The following is a 20,086-nucleotide window of genomic DNA, read 5'->3' as shown; positions in this document are numbered from 1 at the left end:
TATTTAAGTCAAACTTAGGTTGTTTATTTCAGGGAATATATTGCTTAATGACACCGTCATCGAGCAATTGTTGGAAGTGCTCAACGAGGCTTTCTTTGACATCTCGGTACTCTAAACCCAATTCTTTTTGGCTCTTGTTCGCATCAAAATAAATTGGATAACCCATATTCAGCTCAACAAACTCGCGGCTAAAACCAATGAATGGACCAATCACCTTAAAGGCTGCTTTGGGCAGTTCATTTCGTGGAAATGGAAACTTCCAACCAAAATGTGCTTTAAGCAATTGACCGATTTCAAGCAGACTTAAAGTTCCACCACTTACGATGTAACGACCCGTTGCTTCTAGGTTGAATGCTGCTTGTAAGTGTGCTTCAGCAACATCTTGAACATCGACCACACCATTCCACATAGGTGGGACACCAGCTAAAGTCAAACCATTGGTAAACTGTTGTAAGACCTCAATTGAGCCTGACTGTGTATTTGGTGTCAATGAACGACCAAAGACCAACGCAGGGTTAATGCATACCAACTGCCAACGATCTTGTGCCTCAGCCATTTCCCAAGCTTTACGCTCAGCCATTACTTTAGAATATGGATAAGGCTGATGGGTCTCAGAACTGCTGGTGTTCCAGTGACTTTCATTAAAAGTATTGTGGTCTGTTTTTAAAATATCAATGGCATCGCCATAGGTCGACGCAATACTCGAAGTGACAATGACGCGTTTAACGGACTCAGTTTCATTCACGGTGTTTAAGACATTTTCTGTGCCCAAAACAGCAGGTTCAATGATGTCTTTCACTGCATCTTTATAGTTAGTAACGACGAAAGGAGAGGCCATATGGAAGACAATTTCACAGCCTTGCATCGCTTCTTTAAAGGAATTTGGCTCGAGCAAATTGGCTTTAAAGAGTTTCAGTGTTCCAGCACTGCTGTCTGCAATTTTAGATAAATGCGCGAAGCTTTGGGTTTTGTTCAAGTCACGTACAGTGGCATGAACGTTATAGCCTTGGGTTAATAATTTTTGAATCACCCAACTGGCAATATAACCCGATGCACCTGTAACCAGTACCGGTGCTTGTGTTGCTAAGTTTGTCATAGATTACCCATTGTTGTTTTAAGTATTGGCTTAGTGTAAACGTGAATGCCATGAAAGTCTTTGCCTATGGGTTGAACAGGTGTCTGACTTATGCGTCATTTTATAATATTGCCCGAAACTGTATTGAAAATGAGCGAGAAAAACGTATTTTTTAGCAGTAATCTTAAATTTGTATTTTAGATCAAATAGATAAGTCAAATGATAAAATACGATAATTAATGATAATTATTTTACATATAATAATGATTATCATTAAAAATAAGTGTTGTTTAAAATGAAAGCCTTCTCTAAGAAAATTCTTGCAAGCTCTGTTGGGCTTTTGATGATGGGTGGAGGCTGTTTACAGCTTGCTTTTGCAGAGGAAAGTGCTCAGTCATTACCAACGATCGTTGTAAAAGCCGACTCACAAGAAACAGATGTGACGGGGAAACTTAAGCGTAAAGTCACTTTAAACATTCTAGGCGAAAAAGATGTGATGGATACGCCGTTTACTATTCGTAGTTATAGTGAACAGGCCATTCAGGATGCACATGCCCAGTCCATTATGGATGTCTTGAAGATAGATCCGAGCATTCGGACCACCACAAACAGCGGTCATTTAAACGAAAACTTCAATATTCGTGGCTTTAATAGCACGTGGGAAGATAATAATATCAATGGCTTGTATGGTATGGCACCAACAGGGCGAGTTAGTACTGATATTCTCAGCTCGGTAACAGTTCTAAAAGGGCCAAGTGCGTTAGTTGTCGGGGTATCTCCTTATGGTGGCGGGCAAGGGGGCGTTGTGATTGCCAATACTAAACGTGCCGATAGAGAGTTAACTCGTGTTTCTGCAAATTATGATACCGATGGTTTTTACAAGTCTGGTTTTGATGTGGCACGACGTTTTGGCACGGATCAAGAATATGGGGCGCGTGTTTCTGCCAACTATGGTCAGGGCGAGCATGTCGTTGATGGTATGGAAGACGAGAGTGTTTCAGCCGTGATTGGTCTAGACTGGACCACAGATAAAGCCAAAGCAAATTTAGATGCTTATGTGACTCGTGATAAACGAGATGGCGGTTCTCCTGCAATGGTGTCATTTGCCAGTTTAGGTAAAGTGTTGGATGCACCTGATGGTAAAAATAACTATTTCCCGCATTTACAAGGTCAGCAGGAAGCTAAATATGTAGCGGTGTCAGGTGAATATAAACTGCTAGATAATTTAAAAGCCATTGCTGGTATTGGTTTTAGTGAGCAAGAATATAGTGGACATATTTTTGGTACACGTATGATTGTGACCAATGACGCAGGTGATGCTAACTCACAATATTATAATGTGAATATGAAACAAAATAACACCGCAGCCAATCTTGGTTTAGAAGGTGCTTTTAATACAGGTTTTATTTCGCATACTGTGGGTTTACGTGCAGATTATTTAAAAAATCAAATAGATGCGCAAGCAGGTCAAGGTACAAAGCCTGTAACTTTTCCCACAAACTTATACAACCCGAGTTCAGGTGGGGCAATGCCTGTTGGTACACCAGAGGTTTTACCTACAGCAGACAATGAATATGTTAGCTACACTTTAACCGACCAAATGTCGATGCTGGATGATAAATTACAGTTGATTTTAGGTCTACGTTATCAAGATATGAATGTAGACAGTACCAGTCATTCGCGAAACTATACAACAGATGTGATTACCAGTACGAATACAAAATACAGTGAAGATAAAGTTTCACCAAGTTTAGGCATCGTAATCAAACCGTTTGGAGAAAATTTATCTTTGTATGCAAGTTATGTTGAAGGTTTATCAAAAGCAGACTCAGTAACTTCTACCGCGGATGTGAATGAAGGAAAACTGTTTAAGCCTTACGAAACGAAGCAATATGAAGTGGGGACAAAGTATCAAGCTGGTTCTTGGTTAAATAGCTTGGCACTTTATCAAATTGAAAAACCGACTCTGATCACAACAGCTTTGGCGACAGCGGTTAATGGTAATACACAGATCACTGAAGACGGTGGGGAAAGTCGATCACGTGGTATTGAATGGTCCTTCTCAGGGAATTTGACTGAGGACTTAAATCTACTGGGAAGCATGGCTTATATTGATGCTGAATATACAAAAGGTTCTACAAGCACCACTGATATTTCAGGCAATACGATTTATGGTGTGCCAGACTTTACTGCCTCATTAGGCTTGGATTATGCCGTACCTGTGGTAGATGGTTTAAATGTTAATGCTCGGGCTAACTATGTTAGTGAACAATATTTAGATAGTTTGAATACCTATAAACTTCCTGACTATACTATTCTTGATGTTGGTGCGCGCTATAAAACAAAACTGGGTGGTGTAAACACGACTTTCCTAGCCAATGTCGATAACGTGACTAATAAAAAATATTGGGAAGGTGTGTTCAACTCTTACTATGCAACGGTTGGTGGTGCACGTACCTATAAACTTGGCGTCACTTTCGATTTCTAATTTTTATGATCAGCCCATTGCGATGCAGTGGGCTTTTTTATGTCTGAATGCTGTCTCATTTAAGTTGAACGCAATGATGAAATTTCTCGGTTTATTCCTGTGCTGCGGTGGTTGTGTACTGCTGTATTTGACCCATCCTAATCAAACGGTTCTTAAACAGGCTGTGGCGAAAAAGTATCGTTGGGTCGGGTGGTTTGCTTTTATTTTGGCATTGGTTCTTTTACTGGCGGTATTACCAAAACTGGTGGCGGTGTTGATGTGGTTACTGGTTCCATTGGTGTTGTGGTCAGCACTACCATTTATTCCTTTATTACATGGGGCTTTGACGCATGACGTTGCTACGCGATCAAAAGATACAACCTGACTGGTGGACGAAAAGCTTTGCGGGCGCAGTTCTTGGACTCAGCCTAGCTTTCGCTTTAGCTGCATTAATCACGATGTGGGGACTGCAATCTGAGTATCATAGCCTTGCACCACAATTAGGTATGTGGTCGATTCCGTGGATTTGGCTACCGCTCTTTTTCGTGGCCTATTTTATTCCACGCGGTTGGCAGTCCATTGTGATTTATCTGTTTTTCAATTTCGTGGCTTACACACTTGTGTTTTGGTTCAGAGGGTAATAGGGCATGAAGATACGTACAGATATTCTCCGACTGGCCAAAGAGTTACATACATGGGTGGGGATTTGTGCAGGCATTCTCTTGTTCATTTGCTTTTTTGCAGGTGGGCTGAGTATGTTTCAGCATGATTTGAGTAAGTGGGCAACGCCACCGCAACAAAGTTTAAATACGGTTGAATTCCATCAGTACAACGATCTGGTGTCACAGGTACAGCAGCACTATCCTGCAGCTCAAAAAAGCTTTCAGATCAATTTAAAATCCAAAGAGTTTCATTATGCCCCGATTCAGTGGCAACCTGTGCAAAGTCAAGTACATGATGATCATGCCTTTGATACCGATCAAAGCGCGATGTTAGCAACACTGAAACCAGATGGGACTTTACAGGTTGAACAAGAAAACTTATCTAAACTGGGTTGGTTGATTGAACAACTGCACGAAACGGCAGGCATTCCAGGGATGCTTGGGCATCATACACTCGGTGTTTATGTGATGGGTGTGGTTTCGGTCTTATATTTTTTGGCGCTAATGACAGGTTTAATCATCCTCTTGCCGACGTTGGTCAAAGACTATTTTGCGATACGGCAAGGTAAGAACAAAAAACGCTTTTGGCTTGATGCGCACAATGTGATTGGCATTACCAGTTTACCGTTTCATATTTTGATTAGTGTGACGGTGATTGTTTTTGCATTTCATGATCTCTTTTATGATGGCTTGGGGCAGTTGGTGTCCAAAGGCAAACCATTGTTTGAACGTCCCGCTGCGGTGCAGATTGCAGATCCGGTGCCTCAGCTAGATGTTGAAAAAATACTCTTACAGGTACAGCAACAAGCACAGGGCTATGAGGTCTCGTCTGTAAGCTTTAACAATCTAGACCAACCTGCCAAGGCATCGGCACGCGTCAGTTTATATAGCCCAGATCAGATGTTACGCGGTGATAACTTCGACGTGATGTTTTTCAATCCTTATCAGCCCGCACCCTATAGTACAGCCAATTTAAATACGCAGAGTTCTGGTCTAGATCAACTGATTCGATCGATGTTCAGTTTGCACTTTGGTAACTATGGCGGAGATTTTACCCGTTGGTTGTATTTGGCCTTGGGTCTAGCCGGGGCATTTTTATTTTACTCAGGTAATATTCTATGGATTGAATCTCGAGTGAAACGACAAAAAAATCCAAATTTAGCACCACCTGCACAGCGTAAAGATGTGCAATTCATTGCAAACTTAACCATAGGCGCATGTTTGGGAACAGTCTTTGGCATTGTTATGAGTATGTTGATCGGACGCTGGGCCTATGTCCTTAGTCCTGAGCTACACAGTATCAATGCATGGTTTATGTATATCTATTATGCGATTTTTATCTTCAGTTTAATGCTGAGCTTCGTACTGGGCGCAGCACGAGCATTACCAACGTTACTGTTATCTATTGTGATTGTTTTACTGCTTATACCTTTGACTTCTGCTATAACACTGCTCTTACCTGAGATTGGACTATGGCCATCTTCTTCCTCTTTATGGTGGGTTGATGTCTTTGCTATTCTTTTTGCTGGGTTATTTTTCCGTTTTTATCGCCAAGCTCAGGCCCGAGTCCAGTCCGCAGAAGTGGGTTCTCTTTGGTCCGTTGCTCAGAACAAGTGAAAGAATGAATACCGTTCCAAGGCTGAAATAAGAAGCATTTTTAATGGTTACAAAATGACGCACAGGGCTGTTCAAGCCTAAAAAGCCTTTACAAAAGGGATGAAGTTTTGCAAAGGCTTCTTTTATAACTATTATTTTGATGATTCATACTGCAAATGCGTATGTTTCTCATTTTAATTTTATAAAAATCATAAACTTACATAATTTATCTTTTGCAAAGTGAATTAAATGTGTCCATAATAGTTGCATTAGAGAATGGAGATTTTGAAATGCGTGGCAATCCTGAAGTCGTAGACTACTTAAATATGTTGATCGGTGGAGAATTGGCTGCACGCGATCAATATCTCATTCATTCACGTATGTATGAAGATTGGGGTTTGAGCAAAATCTTTGAACGTATTGATCATGAAATGCAAGAAGAAGCACAACATGCAGATGCGATTATTCGCCGGGTTTTGTTTTTGGAAGGCACACCAAATATGCAACGTGATGACGTTGAAATTGGTGAAGATGTGGTTTCATGCTTAAAAGCCGATTTAAAGCTTGAATATCATGTACGTGAAAAATTAGCGCAAGGCGTAAAATTGTGTGAAGAAAAGGGTGATTACATTACCCGTGATATGTTACGTCAGCAAATGTCAGATACCGAAGAAGACCATACTTATTGGTTAGAAAAACAATTACGTTTAATTGAATTGATTGGTCTGCAAAACTACATTCAGTCTCAAATGTAAGAGATGCCAGCTACCAGTTTTATGTAAAGGTGGCATGTGTATTTACATACTGAGTAATCAAAAAGCCTTCGAATCAATGTCCGAAGGCTTTTTTGTATGGGTTATTTTTTAGAGAACTTTTGAATATCTGCTAATACTTGTCCTGCATGGGTTTGGGTATTCACACTGCTGTAGTGATAGACTACCGTACCTTGTGGGTCAATCAGAAAGGTTTCACGTTTCGCAATTTTCGCGATGCCCAAGTTCCGCACGATGCCGAGTTGATTTGCCAGTTGATGATTGTTATCAGCCAAAATAGGGAAATTCAGTCCCAACTTTTTAGAAAATTTTTGATGCGATTGTACATCGTCCAAACTCACGCCTAAGACCACCGCATTATTTTTGCTAAATTGTGGGTAGAGTGCTTTAAACTGATTGGCTTCTTGGGTGCAGCCCGGCGAGTCATCCTTCGGATAAAAATATAACACCACCCATTTGCCTTGATATTGTTTGAGCTCATGCCATTTGGCATTTTGATCTTGTAACTTAAAACTCGGTGCGGGCTTGCCTACCCATTGTTTTTGGCCTGATGAAGCGCTTGAAAAAGCCGGTGCTGCATAAGTGGCGCTACTGATGGCACAGAAACTACCTAGCGAAATTAAGCTAATCGTTGCCATTTGCATTATTTTCATTGTGTAGGCTGTCCAGAAATGTATTTCATTGATCTTAGCAAATTTTAAGGCACTAAAGTGCTGAGATTCTGGTGTCTAAATCTGAATTATTTATTTAAATTTACTGTTCATTCAAAGGGCTTGCTTTGCAACGGAGTCTGAGGTTTTATACTGTTTGAAATTTACAGTTTTAGAGTCTGCATTGAATCAACGTATTTTACTCATCACGGGCTGGGGTGGTGGGACCAAGTTACTGCAACCTTTGTCTCATGCTTTGCAGCATAAAGGCCATTCGGTTGAGCTGATCAATATTTTTAATGGATTGGATACACAGGCGTTGCAGCAACATGCTGAACAAGCCAAAGATTTTGATGTCATTATCGGTTGGTCTTTGGGGGGGCAACTGGCGACTTTATTGATCGATGCTGTTGAACAGCAGTATCAACAGCAAAAAGTATTAATTACTCTGGCTTCAAATCCGTGCTTTGTGGCGCATGAAAACTGGCCAACCGCGATGAGTCCAGCGACATTTAAAAGCTTTAAACAATCCTTCGAAGCAGATGCGATTGCAACCTTAAAGAAATTTGGATTTATGGTATGCCAAGGGACGGCAACCACCAAGCAAGATTTTTTGCAGTTGCAAAGTTTGATTCAGCCTCAGTCTTTAGATCTGTTAAAACAGGGACTCAATTGTTTAGAGCATTTAAATACGGTTGAGATCTTACACAATTATACGGGGCATCAACTCCACCTGCTGGCTAAACAAGATTTTTTAGTTAGCTACAAAGTCTTGGATAATTTAAAAGCTTTGGGTGCAAATTTTTTAGATGTGGTGCTTTTAAGTGGTTCACATGGGCTTCCAGTTTTTCATGCCGATGAAGTAACTGACAAAATCTGCCAATATTTACAAAAAATGGATTAAACAATTCGCTGAGTGGCGAATATCGCAATTTCTTTTTGATGCGCGCAGGTTTAAGATCAGTCAAATTGAAATTTTGCTGTAACTGTAGTCGATATGGAGTTAAGGATGACTGAGATCAATGCCAAATTGGATGGTGAGTTGGATGACTTAGCATTTGATCGGGAACATATTTGGCATCCTTATACCTCGATGACCAATCCGCTCCCCACCTTTAAAGTTAAAAAAGCCTTTGGTTCAACCATTGAGTTAGATGATGGTCGTCAGCTGATTGATGGGATGTCTTCGTGGTGGTGCACCATACACGGCTATAACCACCCTGAACTGAATCAGGCCGTGACAGATCAGCTGCAAAACATGTCGCATATTATGTTTGGTGGTTTTAGCCATGATCCTGCCATTCAACTGGGCAAATTACTGTTGCAAATCACCCCACCAAGTTTAGATAAAATTTTCTATGCAGACTCGGGTTCTGTTGCGGTTGAAGTGGCGTTAAAAATGGCAGTTCAGTATTGGACTTCGCTTGGGAAACAAGACAAAACTAATTTTGTCACCCCGCGTTCGGGCTACCACGGTGATACATGGAATGCGATGTCGGTCTGTGATCCTGTCACAGGGATGCATCAAATTTTTGGTTCAAGTTTACCCAATCGTATTTTTGTTCCTGCACCGCAAGTTGCCTTTGATGCAGCATGGAATCAGGATGATATCCGTGAACTTGAAAACACCTTAGCAACACAGCATGAAAGTATCGCCGCGCTGATTATTGAGCCGATTGTTCAGGGTGCAGGAGGGATGCGTTTTTATCATCCTGAGTATTTACGGCAGGCCAAATTGCTCTGTGAAAAATACAGCGTTTTACTGATTTTTGATGAAATTGCGACGGGTTTTGGGCGTACGGGGAAACTCTTTGCTTGGGAGCATGCACAGGTCGAACCTGACATTATGTGTATGGGTAAAGGTTTGACAGGCGGCTATATGACTTTGTCTGCAACCTTAACCACGAAGCATATTGCTGAAACCATCAGTCGAGGCGAAGCGGGTGTATTTATGCACGGCCCAACGTTTATGGCTAATCCCTTAGCGTGTGCGGTGGCGGCGAAAAGTACAGAACTCCTAATCTCAGGAGATTGGCAAAGCAATATTCAACGCATTGAAACACAACTTCGTACCGCTTTGACCCCGTTGCAGTCACTTGAATATGTACACGAGGTTCGTGTATTGGGTGCCATCGGTGTGGTTGAGCTGACGTTTAATGTAGATATGAAGACCTTACAACAGGAGTTTGTCCGCCGTGGTATTTGGGTGCGACCATTTGGAAAACTGGTTTATGTGATGCCCCCTTATGTGATTACCTCACAGGAACTGAAGACCTTGCTTGAGCAATTGGTTGAAGTGGTGGTGCAGATGCAGGAGCCTGTTGTATGAGGCATGTAGAGCATTTTGCAGCGCAGTTGGATATCCTTAAACAGCAAGGCAATTTGCGCCGGTTTACGTCCAATGTGCAGCAAGGGCGGATGATTCGAATCAATGATCATGAGATGTTGAATTTGGCATCGAATGACTATCTAGGATTGGCTGCAAATATCGAATTACGAGAACAGTTTTTCGATGAAACACCAAATGCGCAGCGCTGGATGAGTTCAGCTTCTTCACGTTTATTAACGGGTAATTTTCCTGAATATGAACAGTTTGAGAGCAGTCTGAGTCAAGCTTTTCATGGTCGAGCGGCTTTGGTATTCAACAGCGGCTATCACATGAATATTGGTATTTTACCTGCGTTAGCGGACAGTAAAACCCTAATTCTGGCTGATAAATTAATTCATGCCAGCATGATTGATGGTATTCGTTTATCGACAGCGAAGTTGGTACGTTATCGGCATAATGACTTGGTACATTTAACCCAACTTTTGCAGAAGTATCATACCGATGATGCTTTTGAGCGAATCATTGTGGTGACCGAGTCCATTTTTAGTATGGATGGTGATGAAACCGATTTGGCTGAACTGGTCCGTATCAAAAAACAGTTTGAAAAAGTCATGCTCTATGTCGACGAAGCACATGGCATCGGTGTGCGTGGTGAGCAAGGCTTGGGCTGTGCTGAGCAATACCAAGTGATTGATGAGATCGACTTTTTAGTTGGTGCTTTGGGTAAGGCCATGGCTTCAATTGGTGGTTATCTGATTTGTCATCCTGTGATTCGAGACTATCTCATCAATACGATGCGCCCATTGATTTTTAGTACGGCACAACCGCCGATTTGCATGGCGTGGAGTAACTTTATCTTGCAACAAGTCTTGCAGTTAAACACCACGCGACAGCATTTACACAGTATCAGTCAGACCTTGCAGCAAGCGGTTCAGGCCAAAGGTTTTGATTGTCCATCAACGTCTCAAATTGTCCCTGTGATCATCGGTGATTCGAGCAAAACGGTGGAGAAGGCGAAAGTTTTGCAACAAGCAGGTTTTTATATTATGCCTGTACGACCGCCGACTGTGCCGCAGCATAGTTCTAGACTACGTATTTCCTTAACCGCTCAAGTTCGCCATACTGATTTAGATCAGTTGATTCAGTTGTTGTGAGTGAGTCGTGAAGAATTTAGAGATTGATAAAGCACAAGTCGCATTGCGCTTTGCTCAGGCAGGGCAAAGCTACAGTGAACATGCGGTTGTGCAAAAACAAATTGCACGCCGGCTTTTTAATTTAATCCAATGTTATGCCACTAAAACGCAATTTGAGCGGGTGTTTGAAATTGGTTGTGGTTCAGGCAATTTAAGCCATTTTTTGCTGAAAGATTTCCAAATTCAGCACTATTTACTGAATGACTTGTATGCCGAGGTACAGCAGCACTTTCAAGGCTATTCAAATATAGACTGGTTATTAGGCGATATTGAACAGCTTGTTTTTCCAGCTCATTTAGAACTGATTGTATCGACCTCTGCGCTGCAGTGGATGACGGATCTTGGTGCTGTTTTCCAGAAAGCGAGTGACAGTCTACTTTCACAAGGGCTGTTTTGTTTTTCCACTTTTGGTGAGCGGAATTTACAAGAGATTAAGACCTTAACGGGGCAAGGCTTAGATTATGTCAACCTCGATCAACTACGGGAAAAATTGCAAAATCAAGGTTTTGAAGTTCTGCATTTGTCTGAACAAATTGAGTGCTTAGACTTTGCGACACCGAAACAGATACTACAACACTTAAAAGCCACAGGTGTCACGGCAACTGCATCGAGCTTCCGTTGGACCAAGCACTCACTCGAACGCTTTTATCAAGATTATCAACAGTTTTCACAACTCGATACCTCTGGGCAGATTCATTATCGCCTGAGTTATCACCCTATTTATTGTATTGCACGGAGAATGCCATGACTGGATCAGTTTACTTTATCAGTGGAATCGATACAGGCATTGGGAAAACCTATACCACGGGCTACTTAGCCAAGCTTTGGAATGAACAAGGCCAAAAAACCATTACCCAAAAGTTAGTGCAAACGGGTAATGTTGATGTTTCTGAAGACATTGAACAGCACCGTAAAATTATGGGTATGGGTTGGTTTCCTGAAGATGACAGTAAGCTGACCATGCCTGAAATTTTTAGTTATCCTGCATCGCCACATTTGGCGACTAAAATTGATGGTCGTGAGATTGATTTTGCAAAAATCGAGCGTGCTACTCAGCAGCTGGCTGAAAAATATGAGGTGGTGTTGTTAGAAGGTGCGGGTGGTTTGATGGTGCCTTTAACCACAGATTTGCTTAGCATTGACTATATTGCAGCCAAGCAACTGCCTGTCATTTTGGTGAGTTCGGGGCGTTTGGGCAGTATTAACCATACCATTTTAAGTTTAGAAGCACTGAAAAGCCGTGGTTTAGAGCTTTACGCTTTAGCCTATAACTTAAATGATGAGTCACAAGATGAACTCATTTCTAAAGATACAGCGAACTATTTAAAAGCTTATTTGGTGACACATTTTCCGCAAGCATTGTGGATCGACATCCCCGTATTGAAGTAATTCGCAGAGTCCCTAAAAAAATAAAAAAACCGCGAACAGCAAAAGCTGTCAGCGGTTTTTTTGACGGTTTTATTTATTGATTACTCACGACTCCAATTTTTTTCACATCAAGGCGTTGGGCTGCGGCCATGACCATCGCAATGTATTTATATTCCGTTGCGCGGTCAGCTTTGAGTTTAATTTGGTCTTGATCTGCTTTTTGAGCAACGGTTTGAAACAAGGCTTCGAGCGCTTGTTTAGACTCCACAGCTTGTTCATTCCAAAACATTTTGCCTTGAGCATCTAAGCGTAGTTCCACGATTTCAGGTGGTTTTTCCTGAACTGGTGGTGGTGTGCCATTCGGGAGGTTGATATTAATGGCGTTGTTTGGCAATGGAATCGTGATAATGAACATAATCAGCAATACCAACATGACATCAATCAAAGGCGTCATGTTGACATCGAGCATGACATCTTCATCATCTTGATTGGAACCAACATTCATACCCATAGCTGAATCCTTCTTTGATTAAGGTGAAGAGGGCGGTGTGGTGACAAAGGCAATTTTGCCAATCCCCGCTTGCTGTGTGGTGGTAATGACATGGTCAATCGCATCGTATGGCGTAAGCTGGTCACCACGAATGTGGACATCGGGCTGAGGTCTCTTTTGTGCCTCTGTTTGTAGTCGTGCCAGTAAAGTGGCTTTGTCGGCAATGTAACTTTCATTCCAGAAAATATCGCCATTTTTATTGACTGCGAGTTGAATATTTTCAGGTTTTGTTTCATAAGGCACATTCTTTTCTTCAGGCAAATTGACTGGTACGGTATGAACTGCAACAGGCACTGTAATGAGAAAAATAATTAGCAAAACCAACATAATATCAACCAATGGTGTGGTATTAATGGTTCCGATTACATCATCATCGCTGTCATTTGAATTTACCGTCATTCCCATGGCTGATTCCTCATGTTCTTATTTCATGTCACGGTTAACAGGATTGTTGGTGCTGATTTCACCACTTAACAACACAGCATGCAGGTCTGAACCGAAGGTACGAACTTCTTCCATCACGGCTTTATTCCGGCGGGTTAACCAGTTGTAACCAAGCACTGCTGGAACAGCCACGGCTAAACCAATTGCAGTCATAATTAAGGCTTCACCCACAGGGCCTGCGACTTTATCAATAGATGCTTGACCTGATACCCCAATCGCGGTTAACGCATGGTAAATGCCCCAAACGGTACCGAATAAACCCACGAAAGGTGCGGTTGAACCTACAGTTGCTAGAAAAGCTAGCCCACCACTTAAATGGCTGTGAATTTTGTCGATGGCGCGTTGAATCGAGATAGTGACCCAAGTATTAAAGTCGATACGCTCTAATAATGTTCCACCATGATTTTTTGTGGATTTAATGCCTTTTTCAGCAATAAAGCGATACACACTGGCATCATCTAAACCTTCAGTTGCAGTATCGAGAGAGGTTGCTTCCCAAAAGTTTTTATCGGCATGTTGGCCTTGTTTGCGAATTTTGCCTTGCTGTAAGCACTTGGTGATGATGATGTACCATGTCCCAATCGACATAATCACCAAAATAAACAGCGTCACTTTCGACACCAGATCACCTTCTTTCCACATTGCTTCTAAGCCATAAGGGTTATGTACTTTTTCTGAAGCAGACGGTGCTTTCTCAGCTAAGGGTGGGGGAACAGGTGTTGCTGCTTTCTCAGTCGCAGTGACTGGTGTAGTTAGTGCTGTAGTGGGCGCAGCGGTTTCCTCTGCGAAAATAGCTTGTAGAGGAAGTAATGTGCTCATTCCAAGTAGGCTTGCTGCGGTAAAGTTTTTTAAATTTTGCATTGTGTAACTCCTAATGTCGGCTGATCTTTTTCAATTATTCGAGAACAAATTCGTATGGGATGTCGAACCAAGCGCTTTGAGCTACGCCATCTTTCATTGCAGGTTTAAATGTGCACAAGCTATACGCTTTCGTTGCTGCTCGGTCTAAAGTACGGTCACCTGTTGAGCGTTTCACTTTGACTTCTTGCGCCTTACCATTGATATCGACAAAGACCGAAATCAGTACGGTGCCTGAAATACCACTCATCTCTGCTTCGCGTGGATAGCTTGGTGCTTTACATCCAGCTTCACCTTCCGATACTCCACGTGTAACACCTGTGGGTTTGGGTGCAGGTGATGGAGCAGCGGCAGTCGGTGTTGGGGTTGGAGATGGGCTTGGAGAAGGCGATGATGCAACTGGCGTCGGCGTGCTTATCGTCGGTTTAGTGACGGGTGTAGCAACTGTTTTTTGCACTGGGACTACTTTTTCTACAGGTTTAGGGTCAGGCTGCTGCGCTACTTTTTCCACCATTTTTGGTGGCTCTGGTGGAACTTCTTTAGGTGGTTCAGGCTCAGGCGGCTTGATATCTTGCAGAATGAGCAATTCCACAGGTTCGGTTGAGGGTTTGACAATATCTTTTGCCAAGCCCGCCATTAGCACCAAGCCAACAAGAACATGTAAGAAAATCACAACGCCAATACCTGTGAGTTTTTTGGCGGAGTTTTTTTCTAAATCTTCAAATGTAGTGCCCATAGTTACTCCTAAAATGTAATCTTTGATCCGTACATAACTCTAGAAATGAAGTTGCTAAATTGTGATCAAAACAATAATAATTTTCTAAATTAAAGAGTTAGTTTGAGCCACTACAACAGAGGGAAAACCATGTTGTAGTGGTAAGGATGTATTAGAATTTATAGGTACCACGAGCGAAGTAGGTACGTCCTACTGCATCTGCATAACGTGGGTCGTATCCCATTTGGAAGTTATCTAGTACATTTGACGCTGGTGGTTCAGCATCAAACATATTCTTGAGCCCCATGGTGAGCTCTAAATTTTTAAAACCTTTATAAGTACCAGATAAGTTGTAGGTTATGTAATCGCTTACTTTGTGGTCTTGGCCGCCTGAGTTTTGATCTGTGTAGCCTTTAGAGAAATTTTGTTGTAAGTTTATTGCCCAATTTTCATAGCGCCAGTCTAAATTGGCGGTATGTTTCCAGCGTAAAACAATTGCTTGATAATCTAAGCCAGCGTAACTACCTGCTACGCCAATCCAAGGCATACCTTTGTTTTCTTGGTATTGGTAATCTGTTACATAAGTGCCATCAATACTCGCTCCAAACTGTCCAGTAGTTGTCATTGGAGAACGCCAAGCGATACCTGCATCAAAACCAGAAGTTTTAATACCACCTAAGTTTTGATTCGTTGTATTGATATAGTTGAGAGAACCATCAGCATTGCGGATAAATTTATCCGCATATTTTACTGGGTCAGCAAAAATGGCCGTCTCAGAAATAGTTGTGATTTGATTCTTCACTTTGATATCGAAATAATCTAAGGTAAATACAAGATTTTTAATAGGTTCAAAGACGATGCCAGCAGTAAATGAGTCAGACTTTTCTGGTTCAAGGTCTTTATTACCACCATTCTGACGATCAAACTGCATACCGCAATCACGTGCTGGTAGCGATCCTGTCGCAGGTACGCCTCCAGGGCAAAGTACAGGGTCATTGTAAGTTGCTGCTGTATTAGTTACCGATTTTGGTGAATACATTTCTTGTAAGGTTGGTGCTCTAAATCCTTTTGTATAGCTTGTTCGGAACATTAATTGTTTAAGTGGTTCCCAACGAAGAGAAAATTTTGGATTGAATGCGTCACCAAAATCGCTGTAATCATCGTATCGGGCTGCAAGTTGAGCCTCTAAAGTTTTATGCAAAGGAATGTGTAATTCGGTGAAAACAGCTTTAATATTGCGCGAACCTTCATTGACAGGTTCTGTGGGATCTACGCCTGTGCTTGGGGCAACACTTGCAATTTCTGCAAGCGTTTTTGATTGCCAATCATCACGGCGATAGCTTGCGCCGATAGCAAATCCTACGTCACCTGCTGGTAAAGTATAAATTGGGCGGCTTGCGGTAAAGTCGACAGTGGTTGAATCTAATTTGGCATCTAAATATTGCCCTGTAACACTTAAATCACTCCATACATTGCCATCTACCTCGCTTTGTGCACCAAAGGGATTGAGTGTGCCATTCAATAATGCCGCAGCTGTTTTATCATAATTGAGATAACCGCTTAAAATATTATCGGCTGCGTTGCTACGGGCATAGGTTACGCCGGTGTTAATATCCCAGCCATATGCATCCCCTTCTAGGCCTGCAAATATACGATGTGAATCATTCACACTACTACTAACTCGGTTACCAGCTTGAGAACGAAGATATAACTCAAGAGGGCCGCTGACATTATCCATTGCAGGCGTAATTCCTTTGCCAGGATAATATTTACTAGATGGATTCATGGGTAAGTCAAAGAACACGTCTGGAGCAACTGATGTCGTGACTTCACTTCGCGCGTAGACGTACTCACCAATTGCATTAAAATTATCATTAATTTTTGTAGTGATACGCCCCATTACAGATATGTCTTCTGTTTGAGGGATGATACCAATAACAGCCTGACTGTTATAACGACAAGTTACACCATCATTACTGAAGACGAGAGGGCTATTACCGCAACCTGTTTTTGCATAAGGGTTACCAAATGTACCCGTTGCTGTATCATATAAATTAGCTGGAAATGATCCGCTACTGGTTCTATTAACCCCTAACTCGGGTAAGACACCACCGCGACGGCTGGCTTTACGATCTTGCGCCATGATATCTTCGCCGCGACGATAATCAATTACCCCAAAAGCATTAAAACCATTTTCTTCTAAATCACCAAAGCCTCCAAAAATTGAATAACTTTGTTGTTCTCCACCTTTTTCTTCAGGCTTTTGATAGTCGGCACTAAAATTTAAGCCATTGAACTGTTTTTTGGTAATAAAGTTGACTACGCCTCCAATGGCATCTGTTCCGTAGACAGCAGAAGCACCGTCCCTTAAAACCTCAATGCGATCAAGCATAGCAAGTGGAATGATATTTAAGTTTGTGACACCACTATCATAAGCATTCGCTGCTAAACGCCGACCATTGAGTAAAACCAATGTTTTATTTGCACCTAATCCTCTTAAATTTGCTGATGAACCCTGTGTCCTGCTTGTACCAACATTTGAAGCGGTTACAAAGTTTGATTGGTTGGCAGTGATTTTAGATAAAGCTTCTTCAGTGGTAGTAACGCCTTGTTTGAGAATTTCATCGACTTTAATGACCGTAATGGGTGAAGAACTTTGAGCTGCAACTCCTTTGATAGAGGAGCCAGTGACAGTCACTTTAGCAACTTTTTTAGTTGGTTCTGCTGAGACTGAGCTTTCGGTTTCTTCTGCATGAGCTAAAGACAAACACATCATACTTAAAGTCAGGGTACTTAGTTTAAGTATTGATTTGCTGATGGTTGGGGTCCCCATAGATCGAACAAGTTTGTTTTTTTGCATCGTAAATTCAACCCTTCTTTTTCTATATTTAGCGGTATTGCTGTGCTGAGGGAGTGCAAGGCAAATGCCAACTTTCAGGGATAGACAAAAGACTGTGAATTAAGTTATTGGAAAATATTGTTTTATTTTATTATTTGTGTGGATTTATGTAACTTGTTTTCATTTTTCTAGAATTTAAAAAATTAAAATGGCAAAAAATTACTTATAAATCGATTAAAAAATAATCATAAAATGATTATTCATATAATAAGTGATCAAAAATGAGTCGTGATTTTTTGAATTTTTAATACAAAATCTTATTTGTAATTATACTGAATTAACAGTATTTATCTTTAATAAACAAATTGTTGTGATGTTTTATTTGGTTTTTTGTATTTCTTGTGATGTTCGAATTTGAAGCATTGGTGTATTAAATCTGTGCAATAGTTTATTTAAACTGAATGTTTAAAAATAGCTACTAATTGGCAAAATGTTCCGATGTGAGTTGAGCCTCTGATTTATAACTAATTAATATCCATATATTTTTCTTACAAAATGTTAAATTAGAATGATAAAAAAATAGGCGTGGCATGATATTCGCTTTGTTGCAGAGGTGAATATTTGCCCATGACCGTTTTTTAAATTTTGATAATTAAAATTTAATTTATAAAACATGGGTTTATGTTTTAAGTTTTTGTCAGTGTTGTCTGAAAAATAAAACACTGACATTGAACATGGATGGCATGAGATCACCTTGCTTAAAAAAAAGATGTGTATAGGTATGAACTTGAATTCAAAAAAACTGAAGCTTGCTGCTTTATCCCTTGCGATGGGTTTTGGCTTTTCTGCCTATGCAAAGTCGCCTGCAGATCCAAACAAAGTATTAAATATCGCTTATGAAGCGCCTGATGATGGTTTTGATACGGTTAAAACCTATAATTTTTATAGTGGCAGTATTGCCCAAGCCATTTTTGAACCGCTTTTAAAATACGATTATTTGGCACACCCCGCTCAATTGGTTCCAAACACAGCAGTGTCGATGCCAAAAATAGAACAAGAGGGCAAAGTCTATACCTTTAAAATTCAGTCCAATATTTATTTTAGCGATGACACTGCCTTCAAAGGCAAGTCGCGAGAGTTGGTGGCGCAGGATTATATTTATTCCATGATGCGGATTATGGATCCGAAAAACCGCTCACCGACCTATTCATTTATTGAGGGCAAAATTGTCGGTGGCGAAGCTGCTGTTGCTCAAGCCAAGAAAACAGGTCAGTTTAATTACGATGCCGCGATTCCGGGTTTAAAAGCCCTCGATAAATACACATTACAAATCACATTAACCCGTGCTGACTATAATTTCCCATATATCTTAGCTTATGCCACATTTAGCGGAACAGCGCGGGAAGTGGTAGAGTTTTATGGGGATCGAATTGCGCAGCATCCAGTGGGGACAGGGCCTTATCAACTGAGTAAATATGTACCGCGGAGTCGTATTGAACTGGTGGCCAACCCGAAATATCGTGGTTTTACATGGAACTTTAAATCTACAGGTTCGAATTGGGACAACCGTCTGGTCAAGGAGATGCAAGGCAAAAAAATGCCGCAAATTGGCAAAGTCAGCGTCAGTATTATTGAAGAAGAACAGTCTCGCTGGCTCGCGTTCAAATCAGGCCAACTCGATTTTGACAAACTGACTTCCAATGCGGTACCACAGGCTTTAAATGGCAAACAACTCAAACCTGAACTGGTCAAGCAAGGCATTCAACATTTTCCCAATAAAGACGTTGAAATCACCTATACCATGTTTAATATGCAAGACCCTACAGTGGGTGGTTTTGGGCTTGAAAAAGTTGCATTAAGACGTGCGATTAGTCTGGCCTACAACCAAGCAGAAGCCATTAAACAACTGTATAAAGGGCAGGCGGTGAAGTCGGAGATGTTGCTGCCTGAGGGGGTACAAGGCTTTAATCCCAACTACCGGAGTAGTGTGGCCTATAACCCGCTCTTGGCGAATAAATTACTGGATCGTTTCGGTTATAAAAAGGGTGTAGATGGTTATCGTCGGCTACCGAATGGTCAGTCTTTAACGCTTAAGTTTATGACTGAAAACAGTTCCAGTTCGGTGATTCAATCTGAACTATGGAAGAAAAATTTAGATGCGATTGGTCTGCGTGCCGACTTTGTGGTGAGTAACTTTGCTGACAATTTAAAAGCAGCGATGCAATGTAAATATATGATTTGGGGCGGGGCTTGGATTGCAGACTATCCTGAAGGGGAAAACTTTGCTCAGCTGCTGTATGGGCCCAATTCGGCGCAGGGCAATCTCAGTTGCTATCAGTCCAAAGCCTATGATGCACTTTATACACAAGCAATGGCACTCCCACCGCCTCAGCGTTTGCCATTTTATGAAAAACTCAGTCGTCAAATTGAGGCCGATAACCCATGGATTATTCATAACAGTCGTGTTCGAAATTGGTTGTTACATCCACAAGTTCAGGGTTTTAAAGCACATCCGATGATGAATACCAATTGGCAGTATTTGGATATTCAGCCCATAAAAAAATAAT

Annotated in this window: 18 protein-coding genes; 11 read left to right on the top strand and 7 right to left on the bottom strand. The window is 41.4% G+C overall.

What is annotated here, in order from left to right:
• Nucleotides 1-28: 28 nt before the first annotated feature.
• On the bottom strand, nucleotides 29-1,096 hold the full coding sequence (locus tag AC4MC0_RS13430) for an SDR family oxidoreductase (protein WP_335999200.1): 1,068 nt from the start codon (nucleotides 1,094-1,096) through the stop codon (nucleotides 29-31).
• 274 nt (nucleotides 1,097-1,370) lie between these two features.
• On the opposite strand from AC4MC0_RS13430, the gene AC4MC0_RS13425 reads away from it, so the two are divergent.
• The 5 genes from AC4MC0_RS13425 to ftn all read left to right on the top strand — a co-directional run bounded on the left by AC4MC0_RS13425 (nucleotide 1,371) and on the right by ftn (nucleotide 6,555).
• Nucleotides 1,371-3,563, top strand: a complete 2,193-nt coding sequence (locus AC4MC0_RS13425; RefSeq protein WP_335999198.1) for a TonB-dependent receptor — start codon at nucleotides 1,371-1,373, stop codon at nucleotides 3,561-3,563.
• A 73-nt stretch (nucleotides 3,564-3,636) separates the two neighbouring features.
• Complete coding sequence (locus tag AC4MC0_RS13420) at nucleotides 3,637-3,927, top strand: hypothetical protein (protein WP_335999196.1); 291 nt, start codon at nucleotides 3,637-3,639, stop codon at nucleotides 3,925-3,927.
• Nucleotides 3,893-4,183, top strand: a complete 291-nt coding sequence (locus tag AC4MC0_RS13415; protein WP_005400300.1) for a hypothetical protein — start codon at nucleotides 3,893-3,895, stop codon at nucleotides 4,181-4,183. The genes AC4MC0_RS13420 and AC4MC0_RS13415 overlap by 35 nt, the downstream gene beginning before the upstream one ends.
• A gap of 6 nt (nucleotides 4,184-4,189) precedes the next feature.
• The gene (locus tag AC4MC0_RS13410) at nucleotides 4,190-5,821 is read left to right on the top strand and encodes a PepSY-associated TM helix domain-containing protein (RefSeq protein WP_335999193.1); all 1,632 of its coding nucleotides are present in this window, start codon (nucleotides 4,190-4,192) and stop codon (nucleotides 5,819-5,821) included.
• Nucleotides 5,822-6,090: 269 nt separating this feature from the next.
• Nucleotides 6,091-6,555, top strand: coding sequence for a heteropolymeric bacterioferritin subunit Ftn (gene ftn / locus AC4MC0_RS13405; RefSeq protein WP_004695301.1), 465 nt, complete (start codon nucleotides 6,091-6,093; stop codon nucleotides 6,553-6,555).
• A gap of 101 nt (nucleotides 6,556-6,656) precedes the next feature.
• On the opposite strand, the gene AC4MC0_RS13400 is transcribed toward ftn, so the two are convergent.
• A complete protein-coding gene (locus AC4MC0_RS13400; RefSeq protein ID WP_335999191.1) occupies nucleotides 6,657-7,226 on the bottom strand; it encodes a peroxiredoxin in 570 nt (189 codons plus the stop codon).
• Nucleotides 7,227-7,380: 154 nt separating this feature from the next.
• On the opposite strand from AC4MC0_RS13400, the gene AC4MC0_RS13395 reads away from it, so the two are divergent.
• The 5 genes from AC4MC0_RS13395 to bioD all read left to right on the top strand — a co-directional run bounded on the left by AC4MC0_RS13395 (nucleotide 7,381) and on the right by bioD (nucleotide 12,134).
• The gene (locus tag AC4MC0_RS13395) at nucleotides 7,381-8,127 is read left to right on the top strand and encodes an alpha/beta hydrolase family protein (protein ID WP_335999189.1); all 747 of its coding nucleotides are present in this window, start codon (nucleotides 7,381-7,383) and stop codon (nucleotides 8,125-8,127) included.
• 105 nt (nucleotides 8,128-8,232) lie between these two features.
• Complete coding sequence (bioA, locus tag AC4MC0_RS13390) at nucleotides 8,233-9,552, top strand: adenosylmethionine--8-amino-7-oxononanoate transaminase (RefSeq protein WP_335999187.1); 1,320 nt, start codon at nucleotides 8,233-8,235, stop codon at nucleotides 9,550-9,552.
• Nucleotides 9,549-10,706, top strand: coding sequence for an 8-amino-7-oxononanoate synthase (locus AC4MC0_RS13385; protein ID WP_335999185.1), 1,158 nt, complete (start codon nucleotides 9,549-9,551; stop codon nucleotides 10,704-10,706). Before bioA ends, AC4MC0_RS13385 begins: the two co-directional genes overlap by 4 nt.
• A gap of 7 nt (nucleotides 10,707-10,713) precedes the next feature.
• The gene (gene bioC, locus AC4MC0_RS13380) at nucleotides 10,714-11,493 is read left to right on the top strand and encodes a malonyl-ACP O-methyltransferase BioC (RefSeq protein WP_335999183.1); all 780 of its coding nucleotides are present in this window, start codon (nucleotides 10,714-10,716) and stop codon (nucleotides 11,491-11,493) included.
• Nucleotides 11,490-12,134, top strand: coding sequence for a dethiobiotin synthase (gene bioD, locus AC4MC0_RS13375; protein ID WP_335999181.1), 645 nt, complete (start codon nucleotides 11,490-11,492; stop codon nucleotides 12,132-12,134). Before bioC ends, bioD begins: the two co-directional genes overlap by 4 nt.
• 73 nt (nucleotides 12,135-12,207) lie before the next feature.
• Here the strand turns inward: bioD and AC4MC0_RS13370 are convergent, their stop codons facing one another.
• The 5 genes from AC4MC0_RS13370 to AC4MC0_RS13350 all read right to left on the bottom strand — a co-directional run bounded on the left by AC4MC0_RS13370 (nucleotide 12,208) and on the right by AC4MC0_RS13350 (nucleotide 17,540).
• Nucleotides 12,208-12,624 carry an ExbD/TolR family protein gene (locus AC4MC0_RS13370; protein ID WP_004695313.1) on the bottom strand — a complete coding sequence of 139 codons (417 nt, stop codon included), beginning with the start codon at nucleotides 12,622-12,624 and terminating at the stop codon, nucleotides 12,208-12,210.
• Between the two features lie 18 nt (nucleotides 12,625-12,642).
• The gene (locus tag AC4MC0_RS13365) at nucleotides 12,643-13,068 is read right to left on the bottom strand and encodes an ExbD/TolR family protein (protein ID WP_335999179.1); all 426 of its coding nucleotides are present in this window, start codon (nucleotides 13,066-13,068) and stop codon (nucleotides 12,643-12,645) included.
• Between the two features lie 18 nt (nucleotides 13,069-13,086).
• The gene (locus AC4MC0_RS13360) at nucleotides 13,087-13,968 is read right to left on the bottom strand and encodes a MotA/TolQ/ExbB proton channel family protein (RefSeq protein ID WP_335999177.1); all 882 of its coding nucleotides are present in this window, start codon (nucleotides 13,966-13,968) and stop codon (nucleotides 13,087-13,089) included.
• Between the two features lie 34 nt (nucleotides 13,969-14,002).
• Nucleotides 14,003-14,701: an energy transducer TonB gene (locus AC4MC0_RS13355; protein WP_335999175.1), complete on the bottom strand. Its 699-nt coding sequence runs from the start codon at nucleotides 14,699-14,701 to the stop codon at nucleotides 14,003-14,005.
• A 151-nt stretch (nucleotides 14,702-14,852) separates the two neighbouring features.
• A complete protein-coding gene (locus AC4MC0_RS13350) occupies nucleotides 14,853-17,540 on the bottom strand; it encodes a TonB-dependent receptor (protein WP_171355045.1) in 2,688 nt (895 codons plus the stop codon).
• Nucleotides 17,541-18,300: 760 nt separating this feature from the next.
• On the opposite strand from AC4MC0_RS13350, the gene AC4MC0_RS13345 reads away from it, so the two are divergent.
• Nucleotides 18,301-20,085, top strand: coding sequence for an ABC transporter substrate-binding protein (locus AC4MC0_RS13345; protein WP_491887129.1), 1,785 nt, complete (start codon nucleotides 18,301-18,303; stop codon nucleotides 20,083-20,085).
• Nucleotide 20,086: the final 1 nt, after the last annotated feature.

Source organism: Acinetobacter sp. CAU_H_S139_7 (assembly GCF_058599305.1).
The sequence above is the reverse complement of the archived record's forward strand: the minus strand, read 5'-3'. Positions and strand labels throughout refer to the sequence as shown.